Here is a 24,412-nt window from a genome sequence, read left to right as displayed (position 1 = left end):
CAAGTATGACTGAAACCAGATCTACCTGTTGCTATTGCGGCGTTGGTTGCGGCGTATTGATTGAAAGCGATGGAAAGCAGGTGCAGGGTGTACGGGGTGACCCAGATCATCCCGCCAATTTTGGTCGTCTATGCAGCAAAGGCAGTACCTTGCATTTGTCTGCGCAAACTTCGCTACAGCAACAGGTCAGGGCGCTGTACCCTGAAATGCGCATGCCAGACAGGGGCAATCAGTCATCACGTGTGCGTAGTGACTGGGATAGTGTCATCAATGTCATGGCCAGCAAATTTGCCAATACGATCAAGACATATGGCCCGAACAGTGTGGCATTTTATATTTCTGGCCAGTTACTCACAGAAGACTATTATGTCTTCAATAAAATCGCCAAAGGCTTGATAGGCACGAATAATATCGACAGCAATTCGCGCCTGTGCATGTCCAGCGCGGTAGCGGGTTACAAGCAGACGCTGGGCGCAGATGCGCCGCCCGCCTGTTATGAAGATATTGATATTGCTGAGGTGATTTTTATTATCGGTTCCAATACGGCGTATGCTCATCCTGTCTTGTACCGGCGCATAGAACAGGCACGCGAACGCAATCCGGCCATGAAGGTGATCGTCGCTGATCCGCGTCGCACCGACACCGCGCGCGAGGCGGATTTATTTTTACCGATACTGCCGGGTACGGATGTCGCGCTGTTCAATGGCATGCTGCATTTGTGTCTGTGGGAAGATCTCGTCGACCTCGACTACATCCAGGCGCATACCGAAGGTTTTGCCGAGCTTAAACAAACTGTGCGGGATTACACCCCAGCTTATGTGGCAAAAATTTGTGGCATCAAGGAAGCTGACCTGATCCAGGCGGCACGCTGGTTTGGACAATCAAAAGCCAGTCTGTCCTTATACTGCCAGGGGCTGAATCAGTCATCTGCCGGCACGGCAAAAAATGCCGCATTGATCAACCTGCATCTGGCAACCCATCAGTTAGGCAAGCCTGGTGCCGGGCCATTTTCACTGACAGGGCAACCGAATGCCATGGGCGGCCGCGAAGTCGGCGGTATGGCAAACCTGATGTCGGGTCATCGCGATTTGAACAATGCTGCCGACCGTGCAGAAATCGCTGCCTTCTGGGGTGTCGACGCCGTTGCCGCAACACCCGGAAAAACTGCGGTAGAGATGTTTGAAGCAGTCCGGCAGGGTGATATCAAGATCATCTGGATAGTCTGTACCAATCCTGCGCAATCAATGCCTGAACAAAATCTGATACGCGACGCATTGCACAAAGCCGAGCTGGTGATTGTGCAGGAGGCGTATGCCAGCACCGCCACTGTGCCCTATGCCGATATACTACTGCCCGCCAGTACCTGGGCTGAAAAATCCGGTACGGTCACCAATTCCGAGCGGCGCATTTCACGTGTGCGCGCAGTCATCCCTGCACCGGGCGAAGCCAGGCATGACTGGCAAATCGCCAGCCAGTTTGCCCAGGCGCTGGCTCCCTTGCTGGATAAATCTGCGCAGCCATTCACTTACGATACACCAGAGCAGGTGTGGAATGAGCACCGCGACACGACACGTGGCCGTGACCTTGATATCGGTGGCTTGTCGTATGCCTTGCTGGAGAATCAGGGGCCGCAGCAATGGCCTTTCCCGGCAGGTGCCATAACGGGTAAGCAGCGCCTGTATGAAGATGGTATTTTCCCGACAACGAATGGCCGTGCGCGGTTTTTGAATACGCAATATCTGCCAGTCAAAGACGCTGTTGATGCGCGTTATCCGTTTGCCCTGAATACCGGCCGCCTGCGCGACCAATGGCATGGCATGAGCCGTAGCGGCACGGTAGCGCAATTGTTTGCCCATGTTGCCGAGCCAGGCATCTGCATGGAAGCGACAGACATGCAAAGACGTTTTTTAAAGGCTGGTGATCTGGTGCATGTCAGCAGCCGACGTGGAACGGTGATTTTGCCCGTCGTTGAAAGTGATGAGCAACGTCCCGGTCAGGTTTTTATCGCCATGCACTGGGGTGAAGAATATGTATCTGGCCGCGGCCAGTCCAGACATGAAGGGCACGCCAGCTATGGCGTGAACGCACTGACGTCACCGGCAATAGACCCCAGCTCCAAACAGCCAGAACTGAAGGCCGCTGCCGTTAAAATTCTGAAAGCAGACCTGCCATGGCGCTTCGTCGTGTTCGCCTGGCTGGATGCAGACCAGGCGTTTGCAGTGCAGGCAGCACTGCGCCCTTTCATGCGCGAATTTGCCTATGCATCATGCACACCTTTCGGGCGGGACAAAGTGGGCATGGTATTTCGTGCGGCCAATGAAGATGCGGTCGCGACAGAGTTGCTGGAGAAAATAGAAAAATTGTTCGCCATCGAAGGCGCGGAGATTTTGCGCTATGACGACAGGCGACGTGGCAATTCCCGCCACATTCTGGTCAGGGACGGTGGCCTGGCCGCCGTTGCATTGGCTGGTGACGTCAGTGCAGAAGGCTGGTTAAACGCCTATTTGCAGGCGCAAGAGCCGGTGGCCAAATTGGGCCGCTTGCTGCTGATGCCAAGCACAACTGCACCACAAGGATTTACTTTGCGTGGCAAGGTCATATGCAGTTGCCTGAACGTGGCTGATACCGAAATCAATGCGACGCTGGAACAACTCGATGGTTCACCAACAGGGGTGCTGGCTGCCTTGCAGACGCGCTTGAAATGCGGCACCAATTGCGGTTCTTGTGTGCCTGAACTGAAGAAGATGATTAGCCTTGATATGAGACTAAAGACGCAGCACCCGGCATGAAAATAGAAATACTTGATCCCTCATCTGCGGCAGCCGTAGAACTGATCGCTCTCTCAGATACCTACGTGGCGGCCCTGTATCCGGCAGAAAGTAATCATCTTGAAAGTGTACGGGCGCTGGCGCAGCCGAATGTGATTTTTTTGGGCTGTTATGTCGACGACAGGCTGGCAGCGTGTGGCGCTGTAAAAATGATGGATGATGATAACTGCTATGGTGAAATCAAGCGTGTATTTGTTCTCGATGAATTCCGTGGCATGGGTTTGTCCAAGCGTCTGATGCAGGCGCTTGAGAATTATTTACTGGCCAATGACATACGCATTGCCCGCCTTGAAACTGGCATCCGTCAGCCAGAAGCGCTGGGGCTATACCAGCGCCTCGGTTACATGGAACGCAGCAGTTTTGGCGATTATCAGGAAGACCCTTTAAGCGTCTTCATGGAAAAGAATCTGCTTGCCTGAATCCTCTACGCGCTTTGCCTGCGCAGTGATAGCAGCATCGCGCCAAGGGCAATAAAGGCCGTGCCGACGACACGATTGATCCATTTCACAAACTGCGGTTTGACCAGGAAATGGGTAGCGCGGGCAGCGATCTGCGCATACATCAGATGTGTCAGGTAAGACAGCGCCATGAAGATCGCCATTAATGCAAAAAACTGCGGCGCCAGGGATTCGTGAGCATCAATGAACTGCGGGAAGAGCGCAGTGAAAAACATCAAGGCCTTGGGATTGGTTGCCGCCGTCAGAAAAGCTTCTCCAAACAGTTTTCGGGCACTGGGCTTGATCATTGCCTGTGATGCCCTGGTGTCAGGTGCCAGCGGCACGGCCTTGCCAAATAATTGTTTGATACCAATGTAAAAGAGATAGAGTGCACCGATGATTTTGACTGCGGAAAACAGCAGCGCAGATGAATTGAGCAAAGCACCCAATCCCAGGAAAGCCGCAGTTGATAAACAAAATACGCCACTGACATTGCCGAATGCGGAATACATGACAGAGCGTGTGCCATAGCTGGCACCATTTTTTAACGATAAAAGTATCGCCGGCCCAGGGCTGAGTATGGACAGGCTGGCAATCGCGGTAAAGGCAAGCAAGGTCTGGGTATGCATTTTTATCAGGCTTTCTGTAAGTTATTTCATGTTGGCGCCACTCGCCCGCCTGACAGTGAGGCCGGCAGGGTCGAAATTTTCGAGACAATGCACATTGATGCCAAAATTGTCTGGCGTGACACGCTTGCGGTGGAAAGGGTAGATGCCGCAGGTTTTGCAAAAATAATGGTGTGCAGTGTGGGTATGAAACTGGTATTCGCTTAAGGCATCCTCACCAGCCAAAAGGCGAAACTGACTTTCATGCACTTTTACCATCAATGCATTCTTGCGACGGCAGATAGAACAATCGCACATTGTCAGTTCAGGGAAATCAGTTTCAATCTCAAAACGCACGGCACCACAATGGCAACTGCCTTGGTAATTTTGCATGGGGCGTTGCCCGGGTATTTTGGTTTCCATGTTTTTGCATCTTTCTGCATCTTTCTGATGATGCCCTGATCTTAATCTGCTCTGGCAATACAGTAACGGTACAGTGCCGGAATAAGCAGAATACTGTCATGGGGTTTTTACCGTGACAATTTTCGTTCCTGTTTCCATCAGGTCTGTCAAAATGGTTTTGTGAGTTAAATAACAGCATCTGGCGTCTTATAGCAACATATGATGCCTAAAGTGTGTCCAAATGTAAGCCATACCTTTGTATTATTGTATTCAATTTGCAATACATTTAAGATGCCTGCTTCGCGCTTGGATAGGGTTTGAACTCAGGTTTCGACATCAGCGCTGGTCATCTTGCTTCACATTTCCTTATGTTACTTTCTACCCAGCGCACTATTTGCACGATGGCCGTGGCTGCCAGTCTGGCCTATGCTGTACCGGTGTACGCGCAAGTCACTATTGTCTCTGATGCTTCACCCACGGCGTTCAAGCTGCCGGTTGTGCAAGATGTGCTGGCAGATGTGAATGTCAAAGAATTTCGTTTCACAGGTAACACTGTTATTACCACCCAGGTTTTACAAGACCTGGCACGGCCTTATCTCGGTCGGCTGGTCAGCCATGCTGAACTGGAAGAGCTGCGTACCCATATTACCCGCTTGTATATCGCCCAGGGTTATATCAACTCTGGTGCGGTATTGATACCAGCACAGGGCAATGAGCCTTACCCGGGTGGCGTTGTGCCTTTTCGACTTATCGAAGGCAGAATCAGCCAGGTCGAGATCAAAGGGGAAGGCAGGCTGGCGCAGCAATACCTGCGGCAGCGCCTGGTGGCAGAACCGGAAGTCTTGAATATGCCGCAATTGCAACAGCGTTTTCAGCTATTGCTGACTGACCCTTTATTCGAGAAAATCAATAGCCGCATTTTCCCGGGCGACGTGCCGGGCATGGCGATTCTGGATATTGATGTCGTGCGTGCCAAAGCCTATGGTGCCAATATCTTTTTCAATAATTACCGGGCGCCATCCATAGGCGCTGAAACCCTGGGTCTGTCTGCCTGGACACGCAATCTGACCGGGCAGGGGGATTTTCTGGAAGCCAGTGTCACCCATAGCGAAGGGGCTGACCCTGTGCATGTGGCCTGGACTATGCCTGTCGCCAATACGGGTGGTAGCCTGCGCTTGAGCGTGGACCAGGGCAGTTCTTCCGTGGTCGGTGAATCATTGAAGGCGATCGACATTAAAAGTCGCAGTTCAGGCTTTGAAGCAGGCTATGCGCAAACACTGGTACACAGCCTGCAAAGAAAGATCGAACTGGGTGTCAGCTATAGCCAGCGTGATAGTAAAACCAGTTTGCTGGGCGAGGCGTTTTCATTCACGCCTGGCGAACCCGATGGCGTATCCAAAACCAGGGTATGGCGCTTTTCACAAGACTGGACTGAGCGCTGGGAAACCCAGGCATTGGCAGCCCGCAGTGTCTTTGCCTTTGGCAGCAACAACACCGACCACAGCGACCCTGCTGTGTCCGTGCCAGACCAGCATTACCGTATCTGGACGGGGCAGTTGCAGTATGTAAAAAATCTGGCTAAAGATGGCGCGCAACTGATATTACGCGGCTCGGCACAACAGACACCCGACAGCCTGTTACCACTTGAACGTTTTTCACTGGGTGGCGTTGCTACTGTTCGTGGCTATCGTGAAAATGCGCTGGTGCGTGACCGCGCCTGGTTGATGAATGCAGAAATCCATTACCCTTTTCTGGCAGATGCTGGCGATGGACAAAACCTGACTCTGATTTCTTTTGCTGACATTGCCAGTGCATGGAACAAGGATGAAGCTTCTCAAAAACTGGCTTCCATTGGTGTCGGTTTCAACTGGCGCTGGAAGAAATGGGCTGTCGATTTTTTTCTGGCAAAGAAATTGAACACCATGCCAGGTATAGACAGCGGCAATTTACAAGACCATGGTCTGCATTTCCAGATCACTTACCATTTATTTTGAGAGCGCCTGTCATGACTATACGCAAACGTTCAGGCTTTCATCTGCTCATTGCCCAACTTTATAGGGTCAGTTTTGCAGCTCTTGCCAGTTTTTGCATTCACTCTCAGGTACTGGCCGAAGAGCCGCTGAGAAAGCCGTTTGAGTATTGTCAGTCAAGCAGTTATGCGCAGGCCTTGCCAAGCTTGCTGATGGTATACGGCAGGACGGTCTATCAAGGTGAAAAAGTGCTGTTAGCAGTCGCTATTGCCCAGACTTATATCCAGATACACCAGGCAGAAAAGGCAGGGACTTATCTGCATTTTGCCGTTGATAATGCCACCAAACCTGTAGAAAAAGCACAGTACGAGATATCTTTAGGTAACTGGCAGCAGAACCTTGGCCAGGCTGAACAGGCGCGCTTGAGCTATGAATCTGCGTTGAAACTGGCGCCAGATGATATGGCTATTTCACTCAGCGTGGGTTTGAATTTAAATAAACTTGATGCCAAAAGCCTCTCTATCCCTGTGCGTTTGCAAAAATTGCAAACGCTCTCTCAGGGCTTGCCTGCGCTGGCAGACCTGAACGCCCGTGCCCGTTTTAATATCAATCTGGGAGTGCAGGCAAAAGCCCTGGGCAAGGAAGGTTTAAGCCTGGCCTATGCGTCTTTTGAAAATGCGCGGGAACTGGCCAGTGCGAAGCATAATGACCGTCTGTTGGCTGAGGCACTTGATCATCTTGCACAATTATATGAAGACCAGCAGAGAAATATCGATGCACTGGCATTGACAGACAAAGGCGTAATGGCTGCGCAGTTGGTCAACGCCTATGAACTGCTGATGAATCTGGAATCGCGACGTGGCCGCATCTTGCGTCAGCAGGCGCAAACTGAACAGGCAATTGCCGCCTATCAAAGAGCGGTAGTGCATATAGAGACCATACGTTCTGATATCCCGGTTGAATATCAGGATGGTAAATCCTCTTTCCGCGAAACCCTGGAACCAGTGTACCTGGCGCTGGCCGATCTGCTGCTGCAAAGTGCAGACAAGCTTGAGCCTGAGCAAAAAGATATGCAATTGCGACGTGCCCGCATTGTGCTGGAATTGAGCAAGCAAACCGAGCTGCAAGATTATCTGGGTGACCGCTGTGCCGTGGAAAGCGCAAGGGCGAACCATAAGAAAGCGACTATCCAGGCTGGCACTGCCATTCTGTATCCCGTCATTTTTACGGACAGGCTGGAATTATTACTGGAAACCGCGAATGGCTTGCAGCATCGCAGTGTCGCCGTGTCATCAAAAAAATTACGCGCGGAGGTGGAAAATTTTATCGCCGATTTACGAAGTGGCCAGGCCGTTAAACCACAGGCGAAAAAAATGTACGCCAGCTTGCTGGCGCCCGTGGATGCACTGCTTGAGCAGGAAAAAATCAGCACGCTGGTGATCGTGCCGGATGGGGTTTTGCGCATGTTGCCTTTTGCTGCCTTGCACGATGGGCAGCGCTACGCCGTGGAAAAATACGCTATCGCCGTGGTACCTGCACTGACACTGACCGATTCTGTAATTAGCAATAATCCGGACAAGCATTACAAGACCTTGCTGGCTGGCATGAGCGAGCCGGGCGCCGTTGTCGATAAACTTCCCGATTTTATGGTAACGCAATTGCTGGCGACTGATACCCAGGCGGGCGCGGGTGGTCGACAAATTGCACGCGGTGTGCTGACCAGAAGCCTGCGTGGAAATACCCAGCGCAACTTTGCTTCTGCCGCTGAAGTAAAAATCAATGCCGCGTCGCCTTTGAACAAACAGCAGCATCAACAGTTACAGCAATTGCTGGCGCTGGCCGGAGTTGACCAGGAAATCAAAACCCTGCAAAAACTGGCTCCGGGAAATACCTTGCTGAATGCTGATTTTACTGTGGCTGCTTTTGGTCAGAAAGTACAGACTGGTGATTTTCAGATCGTGCATATTGCCTCGCATGGCGTATTTGGTGGCAATGCGGAAGATACATTTTTGATGGCGCACGATGACCTGATCAATATGGATAAGCTGCAAAACTTGCTGCGTGCAGGTAATATGAAAAACAAGGAACTGGAATTGCTGACGCTGTCTGCCTGCGAAACGGCCGAAGGTGATGACAGGGCACCATTGGGCTTGAGCGGCGCAGCTCTGAATGCCCATGCCAAAAGCGCTTTAGGTTCACTATGGCCGGTATCGGATGATGCTGCCACGATGTTGATGGGGCAGTTCTATCGCAATCTGGCGATGCCTGGCGTGAGCAAGGCGCAGGCCCTGCAAAAGGCGCAGCTGGAATTGCTGAGCAATGAGAGTTTCAATCATCCTTTTTACTGGGCACCATTTATCATGGTCGGGAGCTGGTTATGATCAGTACTAGCCTGCAATCAGCAGCAGATAAAAGACAACATCGCATGAGTATGTTGAAGTGTAGTTTGTTGCTTGCATTTGGTTCAGTATCTTCATTTGCCTTTGCCGGTGCCAAAACCGATGGCACGGTCGGACCGGTGCAAACCCTGACCGGCAATTTCGTCGTGCCGCAAAGCCTGGGAACCACCAAGGGTGGCAACCTTTTTCACAGCTTCCAGAACTTTAGTATAGAAAGTGGTGAGTCGGCTACTTTTACCACCAGCACGGCTTTGCAAAATGTGATTGCGCGTGTTACGGGTGGTAATGCTTCCAGCATCAATGGTCTTTTGCAACTCAGCCCTGGCATAGGCAATCAGCCGCATTTTTATTTCATCAATCCAGCTGGCGTGATTTTTGGTGCAGGTGCTGTTGTTGATGTACCTGCCGGCTTGCATGTCAGTACCGCAAATTATCTGAAATTTGCCGATGGCAATTTCTATGTAGATACTGCCCGTGCCAGTACCTTGTCGGCGGCTGCCCCGGAAGCCTTTGGTTTTCTGGGCAACAGCCGCGCCAGTGTGGCATTGAAAGAGGGCGCAGCATTAACGACCAGGCCCCAGCAGGCGGTGAGTATCATTGCTGGTGACATTTCCATAGACAATGCCAGCGTGCTGGCGCTAGGCGGCAATATACGCGTTGCCGCTACAGGTAATGCAAAACTGGAAGTAGGGTTGACTGGCGAATTGCCAAAATCAGATGGCGGTTTGCGCATTGTCAATGGCGGCAGTATCAGCAGCCCAGGTTCTGGCAATGTGGACGGCGGGCAGATACGTGTGCAGGCTGGCGACATGGTGATTGACGCACAGGATGCGAGTCAGGCTACCGGCATATTCAGCAATGCCAAAGATGGCAGTGCCAGATCAGGGGATGTGCTGATTGTGGCCAGCGGTCAGCTATCGATATTGAATGGTGCCCGTATTTCCACATCGACTTTCACCGATGGCAATGCCGGTACCATCAAGCTGGATGCCGGCAGCGCCCTGCTTGATGGACAGGGTAGCGTGACCGGTGTATTCAGTCAGGCCAATGATGGGCATGGCAATGCGGGTAACCTGGATTTTTCTGTCAAGGGAAAACTGTCGGTTTTGAACGGTGGCCTGATTTCGTCGTCCACCAATGCCGCAGGTAATGGCGGCAGTGTGCATGTCACGGCAAATGAAATTCTGCTCGATGGCAGCCAGGCCAATGGCCCCGATACCGGTATTGTCAGTACCAGCAATAAAGGTAGTGGCAATGCCGGCAGTGTCGATGTCAGCGCCAACGGGAAAATCAGTATACTCAGCAGTGCGCAGATATCTTCAGCAAGCTATACATCTGGCATGGGGGCAGACGTAAAAGTCAGTGCCTCTGAGTTGTTGATCAATGGTGATGGCGTATCGACGGGCATCAACAGTATTTCTGGCGGCTCTGGCAATGCAGGGAATGTGGATGTCAATGTACGCGGACCGGTGACCATCAGTTCTGAAGGCGGTATCGCCACTTCAGCCTTTGACAAGGGTAATGCTGGTGCCATCCGGGTCGTGGCGAATACGATGACCATAGACGGACAGGGACTGAGCGCCGGTATCTATAGCGATGCCGGTGATTTCCGTACCTCGGCCAGTTTTCGGGGTGGCAACGGCGGCAATATCGATGTCAGCGTTGCTGATAAATTAAACTTGATCGATGGCGGCAGGATTTCTTCGACGACTTACACTAACGGTAATAGTGGTGGCATTACAGTCACTGCTGCCAATGTCGCCATCAATGGCGATGGTTCTGGTGTACTCGCAGAGACCATAGGTGTCGGCAATGGTGGCAACATCGCCCTGAAAACCAGCCAGGCCCTGCTATTGGAAAATAGCGGCAGAATTTCTTCGGCCACGCGATTTATCGGCAATGCCGGATCCGTCAGCGTCGATGTCAACAGTTTGACAATCAACGGCAAGGGACAGGCCACAGGTATATACAGTGATGTTGGTACACAAGGGCAGGGTAATGCCGGGAATGTCGACGTGAATGTCACAGGCAAGCTGGCTTTAAGTGAAGGCGGACAAATTTCATCTTCCACCATCAGTTATACCAATGGTTCTGCTGGTACAGTCAAAGTCAATGCTGGCAGTATCAACCTGGATGGCAAATTGGCCGTTACCTCTGCAACTGGTAATGTTGATACAGACAAGCCACCGGTGGTAACAGGCATACTCAGCAGCGCCAATGCCGGCGATGAAGTCACCGGCAGATCGACCGGTAATGCGGGTACGGTCAATGTCACCGCGACCGATATCAGCTTGAAAAATGCAGCGCAAATTTCATCGAGTGCCTATGCCAAAGGCAAAGCGGGTGAGGTGAATGTGAAGGCTGCCACGGTCAGTGTCAACAGCAATGCGGCGATCAGTTCTGAAGCCGGTAGCGCGTCAAGCGGTTATGCCGGCAATATCACTATTACGGCGACAGAAAGCCTGAGCCTCGATCAAGGCCTGCTTTCCATTCGTAATGGCGCACAGGTCAAGTTGTCTGCCACGGCTACTGCGCCGGCGAAAACCTTGCTGGCTGTGGATGCACCCATCATCAAATTGCGGCAGGCGCAAATTACGGCATCTGCAAGTGGTAATGTCGCAGCCAGTGATATTCGTATCCAATATGCCCAGCGCCTGCTTGCTACTGGCAGCGCCATCACCACCAGTGCGCATGACGGCAACGGTGGCAGTATCAGCCTGCGCGGTGGTGGCCCTGTGGTACTTGACCGTTCACAAATCACCACCTCGGTCAATGGTCTGCAAACTGGTAACGGCGGTGATATCAATATTTCTGCTCCTGCGCTGGTGTTGCGCAATGGCTTCATACAGGCGAACACGGCTGCTACGGCAGCCAGCGGCGGCAATGTCGATATTGAAGTTGATGCGACGATTGCCAGCGGCAATCAACTGCTTGTCGGCGGGCCACCGCAATTGTTCAGCAGTGTCTCCAAAAACCTGATCCAGGCAGCAGCGCCGGATGGCGTCAACGGCGTGATAAGATTAAGCAGCCCGCAGGTGGATTTTTCTGCCAGCCTGCTGGTGCTGGCTGCGCAGCCTGTCGAACTTGGCGATCTGTCAGCGGACTTATGCCGCATCGGCAGTGGCAGTTCCCTCAGTGTGGCTGGGCGAGGCGGTCTGTTGCCCAATTCCAGCGGTTTGCTGAAACCCTGATCCGTATGATGAAAATGCCAGCGAGCTTTACCAAAATCACTCCCGCATACTGGATAAAAGTAACGGGTTTCCTGGTTTTGCTGGCGCTTGCCTTTTTCTTTTTGCATTCTTCTGTCGTGGCTGTAATCGACAATAAAATCCTCGATGCGCAGTTCAAGTTATCGCGCCACTACTTTCCGCAAGCAGTGGCGGTTGACCCCGTAGTAGTCGGCATCAATGAAGCCTTCCTGGATCAGGTGGATGAACCGCTGGTATTGAACCATGTCTATCTGGCCGAGTTTTTAAAAACCATGAACCAGGCCGGTGCCAGGGCGGTAGGCATGGATCTGGGTTTGCCGGAAAAACGTTTTGATACCATCGTTTCCACCCGCCAGGAAAATACGGATTTCCACAAAGCCTTGTTATCTGGTCTGCTGGAAACCATACAGGGCACACCGGTAGTGGTGGCAAAAATATGGGATCTGGAGCATCATCATTTTCGCAATATGCAGGTTGATTATGCGGCAGTGCTGGGTATGCAGGGAGAGCAATTCCAGGCCATTGCCTCAGCGGAGTTCTGTCGCGACAGTGACCAGCGGATACGCCGCTTCCCTGGCCGCAATTGTCAGCCAAATGGCGGTGCCAGCGGCCTGGCCAGTGAGCTGGCTGCAGCGGCTGGCATGCGCCAGGACTGGTCTGGCCTGATTAATTATCGCCTTGGTGGGCGGTTTGATTACATCCCTTTACAGCAGGTATTGAAGCTGGCCGCTCAAGGCAATCAGGCTGAGTTGAAGCGGCTTTTTGCCGGTAAGGTGGTGTTGCTGGGTGCAACGCTGGAAGCGGTTGACCTGGTTGACTTGCCGGTACCCCTGGCGAAATGGCTCCCGGAAACCGAGCCCAATCCCGGTGTGCTAGCCCATGCTCAGTTGTTGCGCAGCATGTTGAACCAGCGGCTAGTGGAGGTTGCCGGTTTATCGATATTGTTTCCTCTGTGCTGCTTGTTTGCGCTGTTCTGGTCAGGTACGGCAACGCGCTATAAATTTTTTATTTTCGCAGTTGCGGTTGCAGGCATGCTGACTGCAAGCACGGTCGCCATGCAATATGATTTCTGGTTGCCGCCAAGTGCGGTTCTGCTGACCGGCTTACTGGCTTTTGGTGCCAGCAGTGCCTGGCAGGCGTGGCAGCATTTTATTGACAAGCAGCGCCTTAGCCGCGCTTTCTCGGGGCGCGTCAGCCCGTCAGTCATGCAGGAAATCGTTGAAGGCCGTGTTGACATGCACAGGCAAAGCCGGCGCTTGCCTGTTTGCGTGCTGTTTTCTGATATCCGTGGATTTACCACCCTGTGCGAGCATGCACAGGCAGAAGATGTGGTCAGTTTGCTCAACCGCTATTTTGCTGTCATGAGCAAGATCGTGCATCAGCATGGGGGCACCATAGATAAATTCATTGGGGATGGATTGATGGCTTTTTTCGGCGCGCCCAATGCATTGGCTTGCCCTGAACAGAGCGCTTTCGATGCTGCACGCGAAATGTTGCATGCCCTGGCTGTGCTTAATCTGGAATTACAGGCTGAAGGCAAGCACACGTTGCAAATCGGTGTAGGTTTGCATAGCGGTGATGCTGTCATCGGCCAGGTTGGATCAGAAGAGCGGCATGAATATACGGCAATTGGTGATACAGTCAACACCGCTGCACGTATAGAAGGCTTATGCAAGGATGTTGGCTATCCAGTGGTATGTTCTGACGCAGTCATGGCGAAACTGTCAGATGCGTCGTCTTTTGTCACTCTGGGTGAAAAACACCTGAAGGGGCGATCAGCGCTTGCTGTATTTGGCTGGCAGTTGCCACCTGGGCCTGAAGCAGCAGTTATTTGACCAGCAGATTTTGATTTTATGAAAAAACACATTATGTCCAGCATGAATAAAAATTCAGCTTATTTCCTGTACCGGTCTTCCGTTATTTTTAATGCCGGTTTCGCCTTTGTCGCCGGTCTGTTATTTTTACTGACCACGGCGATGGCCCATGCAGATACGGCAGTAGGTATGGTGCTGGATTTGCAGGGCAGTGGCAAGATAGACGTGAATGGCGTCAGCAGCAAACTGCAATTGCTGGCTTACCTGCAACCCAGGATGCAGATTACGGTGGATGCGGGTGCCAGGGCATCGCTGTCATTGTATGCGACACGGTCCGTTTATCAAGTCACCGGGCCTGCCGTGGTGACGGTTGAAAAGGATAGCGTGGTCAGTCTGCAGGGGCAAAAAGTAGTCGTCAAAGCGATGGCAGAAAAACTGGTACGGGCTGCCGAAACCAGTAATGTCATCGCTGGTGCCGTGCGCATGCGGCAATTGCCGCCACGTATTTTGCTGGTCACGCCTGAAGCCAATTCACTGCTGATAGCAAAACATCCTGCCTTTAACTGGATAGCGGCAGAGGTGGCTGAATATGAAGTCAGTATCTATGATCTGGAAGACAAACTGATCGTTACTGAAAAAGTAAAAGAAAACAACTGGCAGTTACCGGAGAAGCTTGTGCTGGAAGATGGTACTGCTTATCGCTGGCAAATCTCTTATGTCTCGCCGAAAGATGGCAAATCGTATACGGCAAGGGCAGAATTCAGGCTGGCCAGCAAAGCCGATGCCGCCAGCCTGCTGGATTTGAAACCGGAAGAAAATGCTGCACTGGAAGAATGGGTATTGTATGCGGCCATGCTGCAAAACAAACGTGCTTATGCAGAAGCCAGAGCGGTATGGCAATTGATTGCCAGGCAGCGCCCGGATTTGCTGAAATTGCCTGAAACAATGCAATAAAAACTGCTGCTGCACTGGTCAGCAGCAGTTAAATGTATGTAACGTATTTAATGGATTTACATAGGCGTGTTCATGCCGGTGTCGAGAAAGTCGACATGGAAATCGACGATGACCTGGCCGGCAATACGCTGCACCGAACCATCCTTGTGCATGCGGCTGACAGTCTTGTCATCGCGTGAGCGTACATCGATCTGAAATTCTGGATGGCTTTTTGCGAATGAATTGACGATGGTTTCACGCACCTGGGCCAGCAAGGCGCTTTCGGCAGCGGAAACGGTATCAATGGCATCTTGCGCTACTTGTTCAGTATTGGTGACGGTATTTTCTGTCTCGCCGAAGAACTGGTCTACTGTTTGCCTGAATTCACGCTGGGTTGTCACACAGTATTTGATCTTGGCGATAGGGAAGAGACTGTGCACAATGCGCGACGCCATGACCCGTTCCGGGTCGGTCGTCATGATGGTCAGTCCATCAGCATTTTCTTCCAGTATGATCCAGTGATGGTCTTCCACATAGGCACGTTTGAAATTCTTGTGCACATCTGGCCTGACGCGGTCTGGCACAAAAGGCTGGTAAGGGCATTCAAAAAAGCTGGATAGCGAATTGCCTATATCTGCCAGTTTGACTTCAAATTCATCAACCAGGATATCTTCTACATCGACACCTTTGCGGCGTGCTGCCCGCGCAGCCAGACCCAGTTCAGGAATCGACAGCACCGATGACTTGATCAGGGAATCAAACTTGGTATGGATAACCTGGGGCGACATCAGACGTTGCGCAAAAGCAACTGCCAGTGTATTACGCAGGTATTTGAAACCTTCTTCCAGCAAAGGTGGGAACTGGCAATCATTGCGGTTGTTGATGAGTTGCAAGACACCCAGCAATTCATTGCTTTGTTCATGAATCAACGGACCAACCAGCATATGCTTGGTGCGAAAGCCTGTGCGCTGGTCAACACGGCGCAAGAATTCCAGCTTGGGCGAATGGGATTTCAGTTCGACATCGTCATAGACATTGATGATGTTCATGGTTTGTTTGCTCATGGCAACAAAACCGGCGATACTTTTTTCTGATATCGGCAAGGAGAAATCTTTGAATGAAGTCAGACCCGTCTTGACTTTTGATTCTATGGCGTTTTTTCTGAAATTAACAGAATATAAAGTCAGGCGTTCGCAATCGAACAGTTCGCAAATGCTTTGCGACAGATCAAGCATGATTTGCTCGATATTGCTGGTCGAATGAATCGCATTGGTAATGGTTTGCAGGTTCTTGAAAAAATGTAAGCGAGCATGCACGTCGTCTTTATCATAGACATCATACTTATCTTGCTGGATGCGGCGCACAAAACTCATAAATTCGCTTTCATAGATTGAACATTTTCCCGTCTATTTTGCCACAGCTGAACGGCCTAGTCGTTGTGACACTGACAAGCTTAACAGGGCGTATGGAAAAAATGCAGAAGTTCAACAATTTCTTTGGCGAAATAGACATGATTTGCCTGCAATTTCACCAAATCGCGTCTTTGGAAATGTCAAAAATGACGCATATGGGAATGAAACCCTCAGAACAGGCAAAGCACAGCCCTATTCTGAGGGGAGGTTTACTTACCAGATGGTGACGCGTTTTTCGGGCGCAACATACATCTTGTCGCCTTCTTTGACGCCAAAGGCTGAATAAAACTCAGGCAGGTTGGTCAATGGACCGTTACCACGGAACATGGAAGGTGAATGCGGGTCAGTATTGATGCGGAGTATGGTTTCCCCGTCACGTGATTTACCGCGCCAGACCTGCGCCCAGCCCATGAAGACGCGCTGGTTGCCAGTAAAGCCATCAATGACAGGTGCAGGCTTGCCAGCTAGCGAGATTTGATAGGCTTTGTAGGCAATCGCGAGGCCTGAATTGTCGGCGATATTCTCACCCAGGGTCAGCGCACCATTGATGTGATAGCCAGGCAAGGGGCTGTAGGCATTGTATTGAGCAATCATGGCAGCAGTCAGCTTGCCGAAGTTGGCCTTGTCTTCCTTGGTCCACCAGTCGCGCAGGTTACCATCACCGTCAGACTGACTGCCAGAATCATCAAAGCCATGACTGATTTCATGGCCGATGACAGCACCTATACCACCATAATTAACTGCATCATCCGCCGCCGGGTTAAAGAAAGGCGGCTGCAAAATGGCGGCAGGGAAAACGATCTCGTTTTGCCTGGAGTTGTAATAGGCATTCACTGTTTGCGGACTCATGCCCCATTCTTTACGGCTGACGGGTTGGCCCAGCTTGGTCAGTTGACGCTGGTATTCATGTTCGCGGCCACGCATGACATTGCCGACCAGGTCGTCTTTGGAAATCATCAGCTTGCTGTAATCACGCCACTGATCCGGGTAGCCGATCTTGGGCGTGAACTTGGCCAGTTTGCTAAGTGCTTCTTTCTTGGTTTCCGGCCCCATCCAGCTCAGGGTTTCTATGCTTTGCTTGTATGCGACGAGTACATTTTCAACCAGGCTTTGCATGCGTGCCTTATATTCAGGCGGGAAATATTTCTCTACATAGAGCTGTCCGAGTGCTTCGGGCATGCTTTCTTCTACCCTGGCCACTGCGCGTTTCCAGCGAGCTTGATTGGCAGGCACGCTGCGCAAGGTTTTGCTGGTGAATTCAAAATCCTGATCAACAAAGCGCTGGCTCAAAAATGGTGCGTAGGCGTTCAGCGTTTGCCATTTCAGATAGGCTTTCCAGGTATCGAGTGAGGTATTGGCCAGCACACTTGCCAGACCACTCAAAAATTCAGGCTGGCGTACGATGACATAATCGAGTTTGCCATTCATGCCATTGGCTTTGAAATAAGAGGACCAGTCAAAGCCTGGCAATAACTGATACAGTTGCTTCAAATCGGTTTTGTTATAGGTTTTGACCGGATTACGGTTTTCCACCTTGGTCCACTGTATTTTTGCGATGGCGGTTTCCAGCGCCAGGATGGCAGCGGCTGTTTTCTGAGGATCTGCCTGGCCACTCATGCCCAGCATTTTTTCCATATGCTGTAGATACGCCTCGCGGAAACCCACGAGTTTGGCATCCTCATCTTTCAGATAATAATCGCGGTCAGGCATGGTCAGACCGCTCTGCGTCAGGTAGACCGCATAGCGGGTAGCGTCACGCGCATCCTGGTTAATACCAGCCTGTACTGGCGTAGTCACACCGATACGGTTCAGGTCGGCCATCAGGGCCGGCAATTTTGACTTGTCAGTCACGGCATCGATACGCGCAAACTGGCTTTGCAGCGGTTTGATATCAAGCGCGTTGATCCCGGCTTCATCCATGAAACTATTGTACAAGTCAGCAATTTTTTTCTGGTTGCTGCCTGCTTTGAGTTGATTGCTATCGGCCAGTGCCTTGACGATATCGTAAGAACGTTGCTCAGATAATTCACGCAACTGGTCAAAGGAACCAAAGCGGCCGCGGTCTGCCGGTATTTCTGCGGTTGCCAGCCATTTGCCTGACATGAACTGGAAGAAATCGTCTTGCGGACGCACGCTTTTATCCATCCATTGCAAATCGATACCCGAGGCGCGTGTTGCGGTAACAGCTTCTGCGGCGCCAGCAGTGAAGGCCGGTGCAGTAAGGGCAGATGCAAACAGGCCCGCCAGAGCGAGGGAAATGAGGGAGCGGTTCATGGGTTTTCCTATAGGATGGATTCTGGGATGGTCCCAGCAATAGATAGGTGCAGATCGACAAAGTTCAGCGAAATTGCAGAAACTTGTGTTGCAGCGTAGCAAATTTGAGAAGACGACTCAGGAAAAACTGTGAAAGTAACAAAATACAGACAACACTGATATGCATAAGGCAAAAACAGGTTTCGCCAGGCTGCCTTGGAAACGCGGATTTTCAGGTTCCGTAGGCGGGATGATCATCCAGATTGCTTCTGGCAGGAAGTTATGTTCGCTTAAGTCACCGCGCCAGCTCACATTATATTTTTTTGAAGCATGCCAGTATTCGAGCTTGGCATGCAACCAGCCTGTGGCAAAACCATCATCGTGTCCGGTAATTTCTTCCCGGGTAGAAAGCACATGCACCTGTATTTTGGGCCAGAAGCGCATGCGTAAATGCCAGATACCATACACAAAACTGATTGCTGCAAATGCCAGGAAAGTATAATTTTTCAAAAGATTTATAGTGAGGCTGGAGGAATCTCAGATTTTACCCTCAAGCCTCTTTGAAGCGCACTGGCTGCAAATGATTATTTCATGTTCTGCCGATAAATAATAAAGCCGGACTTTTCTGCCACCTGCCTATACAGCTTTTGGGCGGTTTCATTTGTTTCGTGGGTTTGCCAATAAGTGACGGGTGACCCAGCCAGTCTCGCCTGCTCATAAACGGCATGGATCAGGGCGCGGCCCACACCTTTGCCACGCGCATCTGGCGCGGTAAACAAGTCATTCAGATAACAGACCTTGTCCAGGCGGCTGGTACTTCTGTGAAACAGATAGTGTGCCAGGCCCAGCAGGCGGCCATTTTCTTCTGCAACCAGCGCATGGACTGGTTCGCTGTCATCAAAGAACCTGTTCCAGGTTGCTTCCGTGATTTCTTCCGGCAAGGCGTTAGCGCCGGTGCGTTCGTAGAAAGTGTTATAGCCTTCCCATAAAACAGCCCATTGTGCGCGGTCGTCTCTTTTCAATGCCCTTACGATTAGATTGATAGTTGTCATTTTTAAGGTTTGTCTTTCATCAGGTGAATAACTGGTTTTCCATGACGCTTGCCATGGCAACTGTATTGCTGGCATTTTGCTCGCGCAAGCCATTCGCGATATTCATGCGGTCTTGCGAGGTTTTGTTCTGGCTGGTTTTCCATTTGCCAGTGATGCGCTGTATCGGTATTTCTATGCCAACGATCAGTTCCATGATGCGGCTGATGTAGTCGGTTGGTGCGTCGCTGATTTTCCACGGTTGTGGCATGGTGCTTTCAAAGTGATTGCTCAAGTCCGTCAGCAAGGCCAGGAAACGTGTTTCATCTTCAACCAGTTGCAGGGTGCCGTAAGCATGTACCACGGCATAGTTATAGGTAGGCACGACTTCGCCACTGCGTTTTTTTTCTTCATACCAGCGCGGGCTGATATAAGCCTGCTCACCCTGAAAGATCAGCAGGGCTTCGCCGCCATTTGCGGCGCTTTGCCAAATGGGATTATTGCGTGCCACATGGCCGCGCAACAGGCCATAAGGCGCAGCGGCAGTTGGAGGGCTGATCAAAAATGGGATATGGTTGGCATTCAAACCATCTTCCGCATGTGTGACCAGTGTGGCCAGTGGATAGCTTTGTATCAGCGCATGCAGGATGTCGATACGCTGTTCTGAAAAATGTTCTGGCATGTACATGGTTTTACTCTAACTCTATGATGACTTCAGCGATGATGGAATTGGCGATATAACATTGTTCATGGGCCAGGTGATGCATGTCTTCACGCTCTTGCCTGCCCGGCTGTTTCTCACCGGTATAAATCTCTTTTGGCCGCAAGTGGATATGGGTAATTGCCATCTTGCCTTTTGCGTTCTTGCTCATGACACCGACAGACAGGTCCTTGTATTCATCAATGACGTAGCCGCGCTTGCAGGCAAACGACAGATAGAACAGCATATGACAGGATGCCAGTGCCGCGACCAGGGCTTCTTCCGGGTCGACATTGCCTGCTGCCGACATAGGCAAGGGAACCGACAAAGGGGACGATGAGGCTGGTACCACCAGTCCACCATCAAATTGCCATTGATGGGCGCGGCTGTATTGGTTATCGGTAAACGCCTGGTTACCGCGCTGCCATAAAATTTCTGCCTGATATTGATGCATTGCTTGCCCCTTTGCCTTTGAATGCGCTAATCTTAGTCTTGATATTGGTCATTTAAAAGTACCAATTTTGATAAAAATTTAAATGCCAATATAGATTCATGCACATCTCCCAAATGATCAGCACCTTACGGCTGGAAAGAAATGCTGGCACACCACTGTACCGTCAACTGTATGGCGAAATCAGCAGGGCGATATTGAACGGGCAAATGCTGCCGGGCATGCAATTGCCGCCCAGCCGGGATTTTTGCCGTGCTCTCAATATTTCCAGACAAACGGTGTTGAATGCGTATGAGCAGTTACTGGCCGAAGGCTATCTGCGCGGCTCCGTGGGGCAGGGCACGTTTGTGAATGAAAGCCTGCCAGTATCGAGTCGCGGCCAGAATTCATCTGCCATGAATGAGGCGACCGTTGTCAGTGCGCCCGGCCTGCCTGTGCAGATTTCAAGGCGTGGCCAGCATTACATTGATCCGCGTGGCAGTACCCGCTTTCATCAGGGGCCAGTACGGGCTTTCCGTGTCAGCATGCCGGATTTGCGGCTATTTCCTTTTGATGTCTGGGCCAGGCTGGAAGCGCGTCATTGCCGCCACCCCAAAGGACAATTGGGCTATGGTGATCCAGCTGGCTACATTCCCTTGCGTGAATTGCTGGCGGTATACCTCAAGGCTGCACGCGGTGTAAATTGTTCACCTGAGCAGATCATCATCACCTCAGGCTCACAACAGGCACTGTATTTGCTGAGTACCATGTTGCTCGATCGTGGAGACAGCGCCTGGGTGGAATCGCCCTGTTATCGTGGAACAACCGCCGCCCTGCATGCAGCACAGGCGAAAATATGTGCTGTGCCGGTTGATGATGAAGGCATGGACATCAACTACGCCGTCAGTCATTTCCCTGAAGCGAAAATAGCGTTTGTCACACCATCGCACCAGATGCCATTGGGCATGACAATGAGCCTGCAAAGACGCATGGCCCTGCTTGAATGGGCGCATCAACATCATGGCTGGATAGTCGAAGATGATTACGACAGTGAGTACCGTTTTTCTGGCTCTCCGCTGGCATCCTTGCAAAGTCTGGATAAACACCAGCGCGTGATTTATGTCGGTACTTTGTCAAAAGTATTGTTTCCCGGTTTGCGTCTGGCCTATATGGTCTTGCCGGAAAAATTGCTGGAGCCGGTAACACAGGCGAAAGCCGTGATCGACAAGCATACGGCGGTATTGCCGCAAATGGCACTGGCAGATTTTATTTCTGAAGGCCACTTTGGCCGGCATATCAAACGCACACGGAAAATCTATGCTGGGCGACAGTCGGCGCTGATAGCTGGCTTGCAAAAACATCTGGCGGACGAACTGGAATGTGGGGCGCTTGACGGCGGCCTTGACCTTGCCGTGTACTTTAAAAAAGCGATTGATGAAGAGGCACTCCTGCAGGCCGGGCTAGACAATAATATGGAGTTGCGCGGCTTATCCCATTATGCCGATTTGCCGGGACACTCAATCAGGCCGGCGCATTGTCCATCGGGTTTGCTACTGGGCTTTGCTGCACTGGACATACCGGAAATAGAGCGTAGCGTAAAACAGTTGGCTGGATTATTTGCAAGCGGATACTGAATGCACATTGCATACAGTATCCCTTGCTGCGGCGGTTAAGCGTTGACTGCGTCCATGACAGTCTGCCTTGAGGGTGAAGTTATGGCTGCGGTTTGATCCCTGTCGTCACCAGCAAATTGATGATGACGGTTAAGTGCACTGATGATGGCCTTGATGCTGGCGATATTGGCATCTGCGTCCATGCCTGCGCCATGCTGTGTGATGCTGTCGTCAATACGCACTTCAATAAAACACATGTATTCCGTTACACCATTACGCGTCGTGGTTTGCTCTTGTCTGTCCATCACACGTATCGTATAACCAAGCGAAGTAAACGCCTGTATCTGCGCTTCAAAATTACCATGGCCTGTACCATAAATCGCTCGTGGCTGATGCTGGTACAGCAGATCAATACACAAAGGTATTTGTGACTGATCAGATGGCATAGTCCTGTGGTCAAGGACGCTGTTTGCACGATATGCCTGAAAACTGATGGGGGTAGCAGGCGCAAGATAGGCGCTGCTGAAAATGGCGTGAATCTGGCTGGCAGTCATTTCCTTGCCGCTCTGGTCTACTGCCTGTTGTATGGTTTTGCTGAATTCAATTTGCAGGCGGCGTGGCAGACTGATCTGGTATTCCTGTTCCAGCAAATAAGCCATGCCGCCTTTGCCTGACTGACTGTTGACACGTATCACGGCATCATAATTGCGGCCTATGTCTGCGGGGTCGATAGGCAAATAAGGTACTTCCCAGATCGCGTCTTCTTTTTGCTGGGCAAAACCTTTTTTGATCGCATCCTGATGTGAACCAGAAAATGCCGTGTGTACCAGATCACCCACATACGGGTGACGTGGATGTACCGGCAATTGATTGCATTCTTCCACGCATTGACGCACGCTGTCGATGTCAGAAAAATCCAGGCCCGGATGTATGCCTTGCGTATACAAATTCAATGCCAGCGTCACCAGATCGACATTGCCGGTACGTTCACCATTGCCGAACAGGCAGCCCTCAACACGGTCTGCGCCTGCCATGATGGCCAGCTCAGCAGCAGCAACGGCGGTGCCGCGGTCATTGTGTGGGTGGACGCTGAGAATGATGGCGTCACGTTGCGCCAGATGCGTATGCATCCATTCGATCTGGTCGGCATACACATTCGGCGTTGCGCACTCTACCGTGGTCGGCAAGTTGATGATTATCTTGCGCTCTGGTGTCGGGCACCAGATGGCAGCAACCGCATCACAGACTTCCTTGGAGAAATCCAGTTCGGCCATGCTGAAGGTTTCGGGTGAATATTCAAATACCCATTCAGTCTCTGGCATGGCATCCGTCAACTGCTTGATAAGGCGCGTGCCATCGGTGGCAATCTGTTTGACTTCTTCGCGCGATTTGCCAAAGACGATGCGGCGAAATGCCGGTGCGATAGGGTTGTACAAATGGACGATGGCACGACGCGCACCGCGAACTGAATCTATGGTGCGGCGTATCAGATCTTCACGTGATTGTGTCAAGACTTCTATCGTGACATCTTCAGGAATGCGGTCTTCTTCTATCAGCTTCCTGACAAAGGCAAAATCGGTTTCTGATGCAGAAGGGAAGGCGACTTCAATTTCTTTGAGGCCAATGGCAACCAGCATATTGAAAAATTTCAGTTTTTTTGCAGCATCCATGGGTTCGATCAGGGCCTGGTTACCATCGCGCAAATCAGTGCTCATCCAGACTGGTGGTTTGTTGATGGTACGGCTGGGCCATTGTCTGTTGTTAAGTGCAATAGCTGGAAACGGAGCATATTTTTTAATTGGATCGGCGATCATGGTTTTCTCTTTGCGTGACTTAGCACGCAGCCTCAGCAACGTACTGATGAATTCAATGGATTTTGCAAGTTTTAAAGTGGCGGGCGGGCTAACCGGCGGCCACGATAGCAAACACGAGGCCGATTAACCGATCGGTAGTCGTAGCCTTAGCAGGTCTGAAGTATTCACAGACAAGGCGCGCGCAATGCAAACCGCAGTGAAGAAATCACTAGCAGGTTTGAACAGAAATTGCGTGTATTGCGTCATGATTTTTTTAGGCTCAGAAATGATCTGAAAATTACACTGTAAATGGGTGACAAACTTGGGTAGCCCTGAGGCCAGACGTAAAACTGATGCGCTTATCGATACTAAGCAGGGCTAAATTTATAGCGCAGCTAGTAGTGATAGCGTTGATAGTAGGGGCAGTGTGACTGACATGCGTGCTAGTGCTGCTTGCAGGAAGTTCCTGTCAGCAGTTGTTTTCGCAGCAAACAAAGATGTCAAAGATGAAGTCATGCAAGCACTGTAAAAGAAAGCGAACTTGTTCGTCAAGCAGAATTTGATTTTCTGTTTTATGCACACCTGT

17 protein-coding genes are annotated in these 24,412 nt (G+C 51.2%); 8 read left to right on the top strand and 9 right to left on the bottom strand.

Features of this window, described 5'->3' with window-relative positions; translation table 11 throughout:
* The first annotated feature begins 5 nt into the window (after positions 1-5).
* The gene (locus ACO0LH_RS15710; RefSeq protein ID WP_422942056.1) at positions 6-2,789 is read left to right on the top strand and encodes a molybdopterin-dependent oxidoreductase; all 2,784 of its coding nucleotides are present in this window, start codon (positions 6-8) and stop codon (positions 2,787-2,789) included.
* Positions 2,786-3,247: a GNAT family N-acetyltransferase gene (locus ACO0LH_RS15705; RefSeq protein WP_422942055.1), complete on the top strand. Its 462-nt coding sequence runs from the start codon at positions 2,786-2,788 to the stop codon at positions 3,245-3,247. The genes ACO0LH_RS15710 and ACO0LH_RS15705 overlap by 4 nt, the downstream gene beginning before the upstream one ends.
* Positions 3,248-3,252: 5 nt before the next feature.
* Here the strand turns inward: ACO0LH_RS15705 and ACO0LH_RS15700 are convergent, their stop codons facing one another.
* Entirely contained in the window at positions 3,253-3,894 is a 642-nt protein-coding gene (locus ACO0LH_RS15700; protein ID WP_422942054.1) for a LysE family translocator, read from the bottom strand.
* 21 nt (positions 3,895-3,915) lie between these two features.
* Positions 3,916-4,293 carry a GFA family protein gene (locus tag ACO0LH_RS15695; protein ID WP_422942053.1) on the bottom strand — a complete coding sequence of 126 codons (378 nt, stop codon included), beginning with the start codon at positions 4,291-4,293 and terminating at the stop codon, positions 3,916-3,918.
* A 347-nt stretch (positions 4,294-4,640) separates the two neighbouring features.
* On the opposite strand from ACO0LH_RS15695, the gene ACO0LH_RS15690 reads away from it, so the two are divergent.
* The 5 genes from ACO0LH_RS15690 to ACO0LH_RS15670 are packed head-to-tail and all read left to right on the top strand — an operon-like array spanning position 4,641 to position 14,618.
* A complete protein-coding gene (locus ACO0LH_RS15690) occupies positions 4,641-6,266 on the top strand; it encodes a ShlB/FhaC/HecB family hemolysin secretion/activation protein (protein WP_422942052.1) in 1,626 nt (541 codons plus the stop codon).
* A gap of 11 nt (positions 6,267-6,277) precedes the next feature.
* Positions 6,278-8,623 (top strand): CHAT domain-containing protein, encoded by a 2,346-nt coding sequence (locus ACO0LH_RS15685; RefSeq protein WP_422942051.1) that lies wholly within the window; start codon positions 6,278-6,280, stop codon positions 8,621-8,623.
* A gap of 44 nt (positions 8,624-8,667) precedes the next feature.
* The gene (locus ACO0LH_RS15680) at positions 8,668-11,832 is read left to right on the top strand and encodes a filamentous hemagglutinin N-terminal domain-containing protein (RefSeq protein WP_422942050.1); all 3,165 of its coding nucleotides are present in this window, start codon (positions 8,668-8,670) and stop codon (positions 11,830-11,832) included.
* Between the two features lie 14 nt (positions 11,833-11,846).
* Positions 11,847-13,685 carry an adenylate/guanylate cyclase domain-containing protein gene (locus tag ACO0LH_RS15675; RefSeq protein ID WP_422942049.1) on the top strand — a complete coding sequence of 613 codons (1,839 nt, stop codon included), beginning with the start codon at positions 11,847-11,849 and terminating at the stop codon, positions 13,683-13,685.
* A gap of 42 nt (positions 13,686-13,727) precedes the next feature.
* Complete coding sequence (locus ACO0LH_RS15670; RefSeq protein ID WP_422942048.1) at positions 13,728-14,618, top strand: hypothetical protein; 891 nt, start codon at positions 13,728-13,730, stop codon at positions 14,616-14,618.
* A 56-nt stretch (positions 14,619-14,674) separates the two neighbouring features.
* On the opposite strand, the gene ACO0LH_RS15665 is transcribed toward ACO0LH_RS15670, so the two are convergent.
* The 6 genes from ACO0LH_RS15665 to ACO0LH_RS15640 all read right to left on the bottom strand — a co-directional run bounded on the left by ACO0LH_RS15665 (position 14,675) and on the right by ACO0LH_RS15640 (position 20,444).
* The gene (locus ACO0LH_RS15665) at positions 14,675-15,970 is read right to left on the bottom strand and encodes a GAF domain-containing protein (protein ID WP_422942047.1); all 1,296 of its coding nucleotides are present in this window, start codon (positions 15,968-15,970) and stop codon (positions 14,675-14,677) included.
* A gap of 252 nt (positions 15,971-16,222) precedes the next feature.
* Positions 16,223-18,283 (bottom strand): M13 family metallopeptidase, encoded by a 2,061-nt coding sequence (locus ACO0LH_RS15660; protein ID WP_422942046.1) that lies wholly within the window; start codon positions 18,281-18,283, stop codon positions 16,223-16,225.
* Positions 18,284-18,400: 117 nt separating this feature from the next.
* On the bottom strand, positions 18,401-18,772 hold the full coding sequence (locus ACO0LH_RS15655) for a hypothetical protein (protein ID WP_422942045.1): 372 nt from the start codon (positions 18,770-18,772) through the stop codon (positions 18,401-18,403).
* A 74-nt stretch (positions 18,773-18,846) separates the two neighbouring features.
* A complete protein-coding gene (locus ACO0LH_RS15650) occupies positions 18,847-19,314 on the bottom strand; it encodes a GNAT family N-acetyltransferase (protein ID WP_422942044.1) in 468 nt (155 codons plus the stop codon).
* A 19-nt stretch (positions 19,315-19,333) separates the two neighbouring features.
* Positions 19,334-19,978 (bottom strand): FMN-binding negative transcriptional regulator, encoded by a 645-nt coding sequence (locus ACO0LH_RS15645; RefSeq protein ID WP_422942043.1) that lies wholly within the window; start codon positions 19,976-19,978, stop codon positions 19,334-19,336.
* A gap of 4 nt (positions 19,979-19,982) precedes the next feature.
* The gene (locus ACO0LH_RS15640) at positions 19,983-20,444 is read right to left on the bottom strand and encodes an OsmC family protein (protein WP_422942042.1); all 462 of its coding nucleotides are present in this window, start codon (positions 20,442-20,444) and stop codon (positions 19,983-19,985) included.
* Positions 20,445-20,542: 98 nt separating this feature from the next.
* Between ACO0LH_RS15640 and ACO0LH_RS15635 the strand changes: the two genes are divergently transcribed.
* Positions 20,543-22,054 (top strand): PLP-dependent aminotransferase family protein, encoded by a 1,512-nt coding sequence (locus ACO0LH_RS15635; RefSeq protein ID WP_422942041.1) that lies wholly within the window; start codon positions 20,543-20,545, stop codon positions 22,052-22,054.
* A 35-nt stretch (positions 22,055-22,089) separates the two neighbouring features.
* On the opposite strand, the gene leuA is transcribed toward ACO0LH_RS15635, so the two are convergent.
* Complete coding sequence (gene leuA / locus ACO0LH_RS15630; protein WP_422942040.1) at positions 22,090-23,847, bottom strand: 2-isopropylmalate synthase; 1,758 nt, start codon at positions 23,845-23,847, stop codon at positions 22,090-22,092.
* Positions 23,848-24,412: the final 565 nt, after the last annotated feature.

It is taken from the genome of Undibacterium sp. TJN19, from assembly GCF_049339485.1.
Classification (GTDB): domain Bacteria; phylum Pseudomonadota; class Gammaproteobacteria; order Burkholderiales; family Burkholderiaceae_D; genus Undibacterium.
Note: the sequence above shows the minus strand (reverse complement) of the source record. Positions and strands in the feature narration are given on the sequence as shown.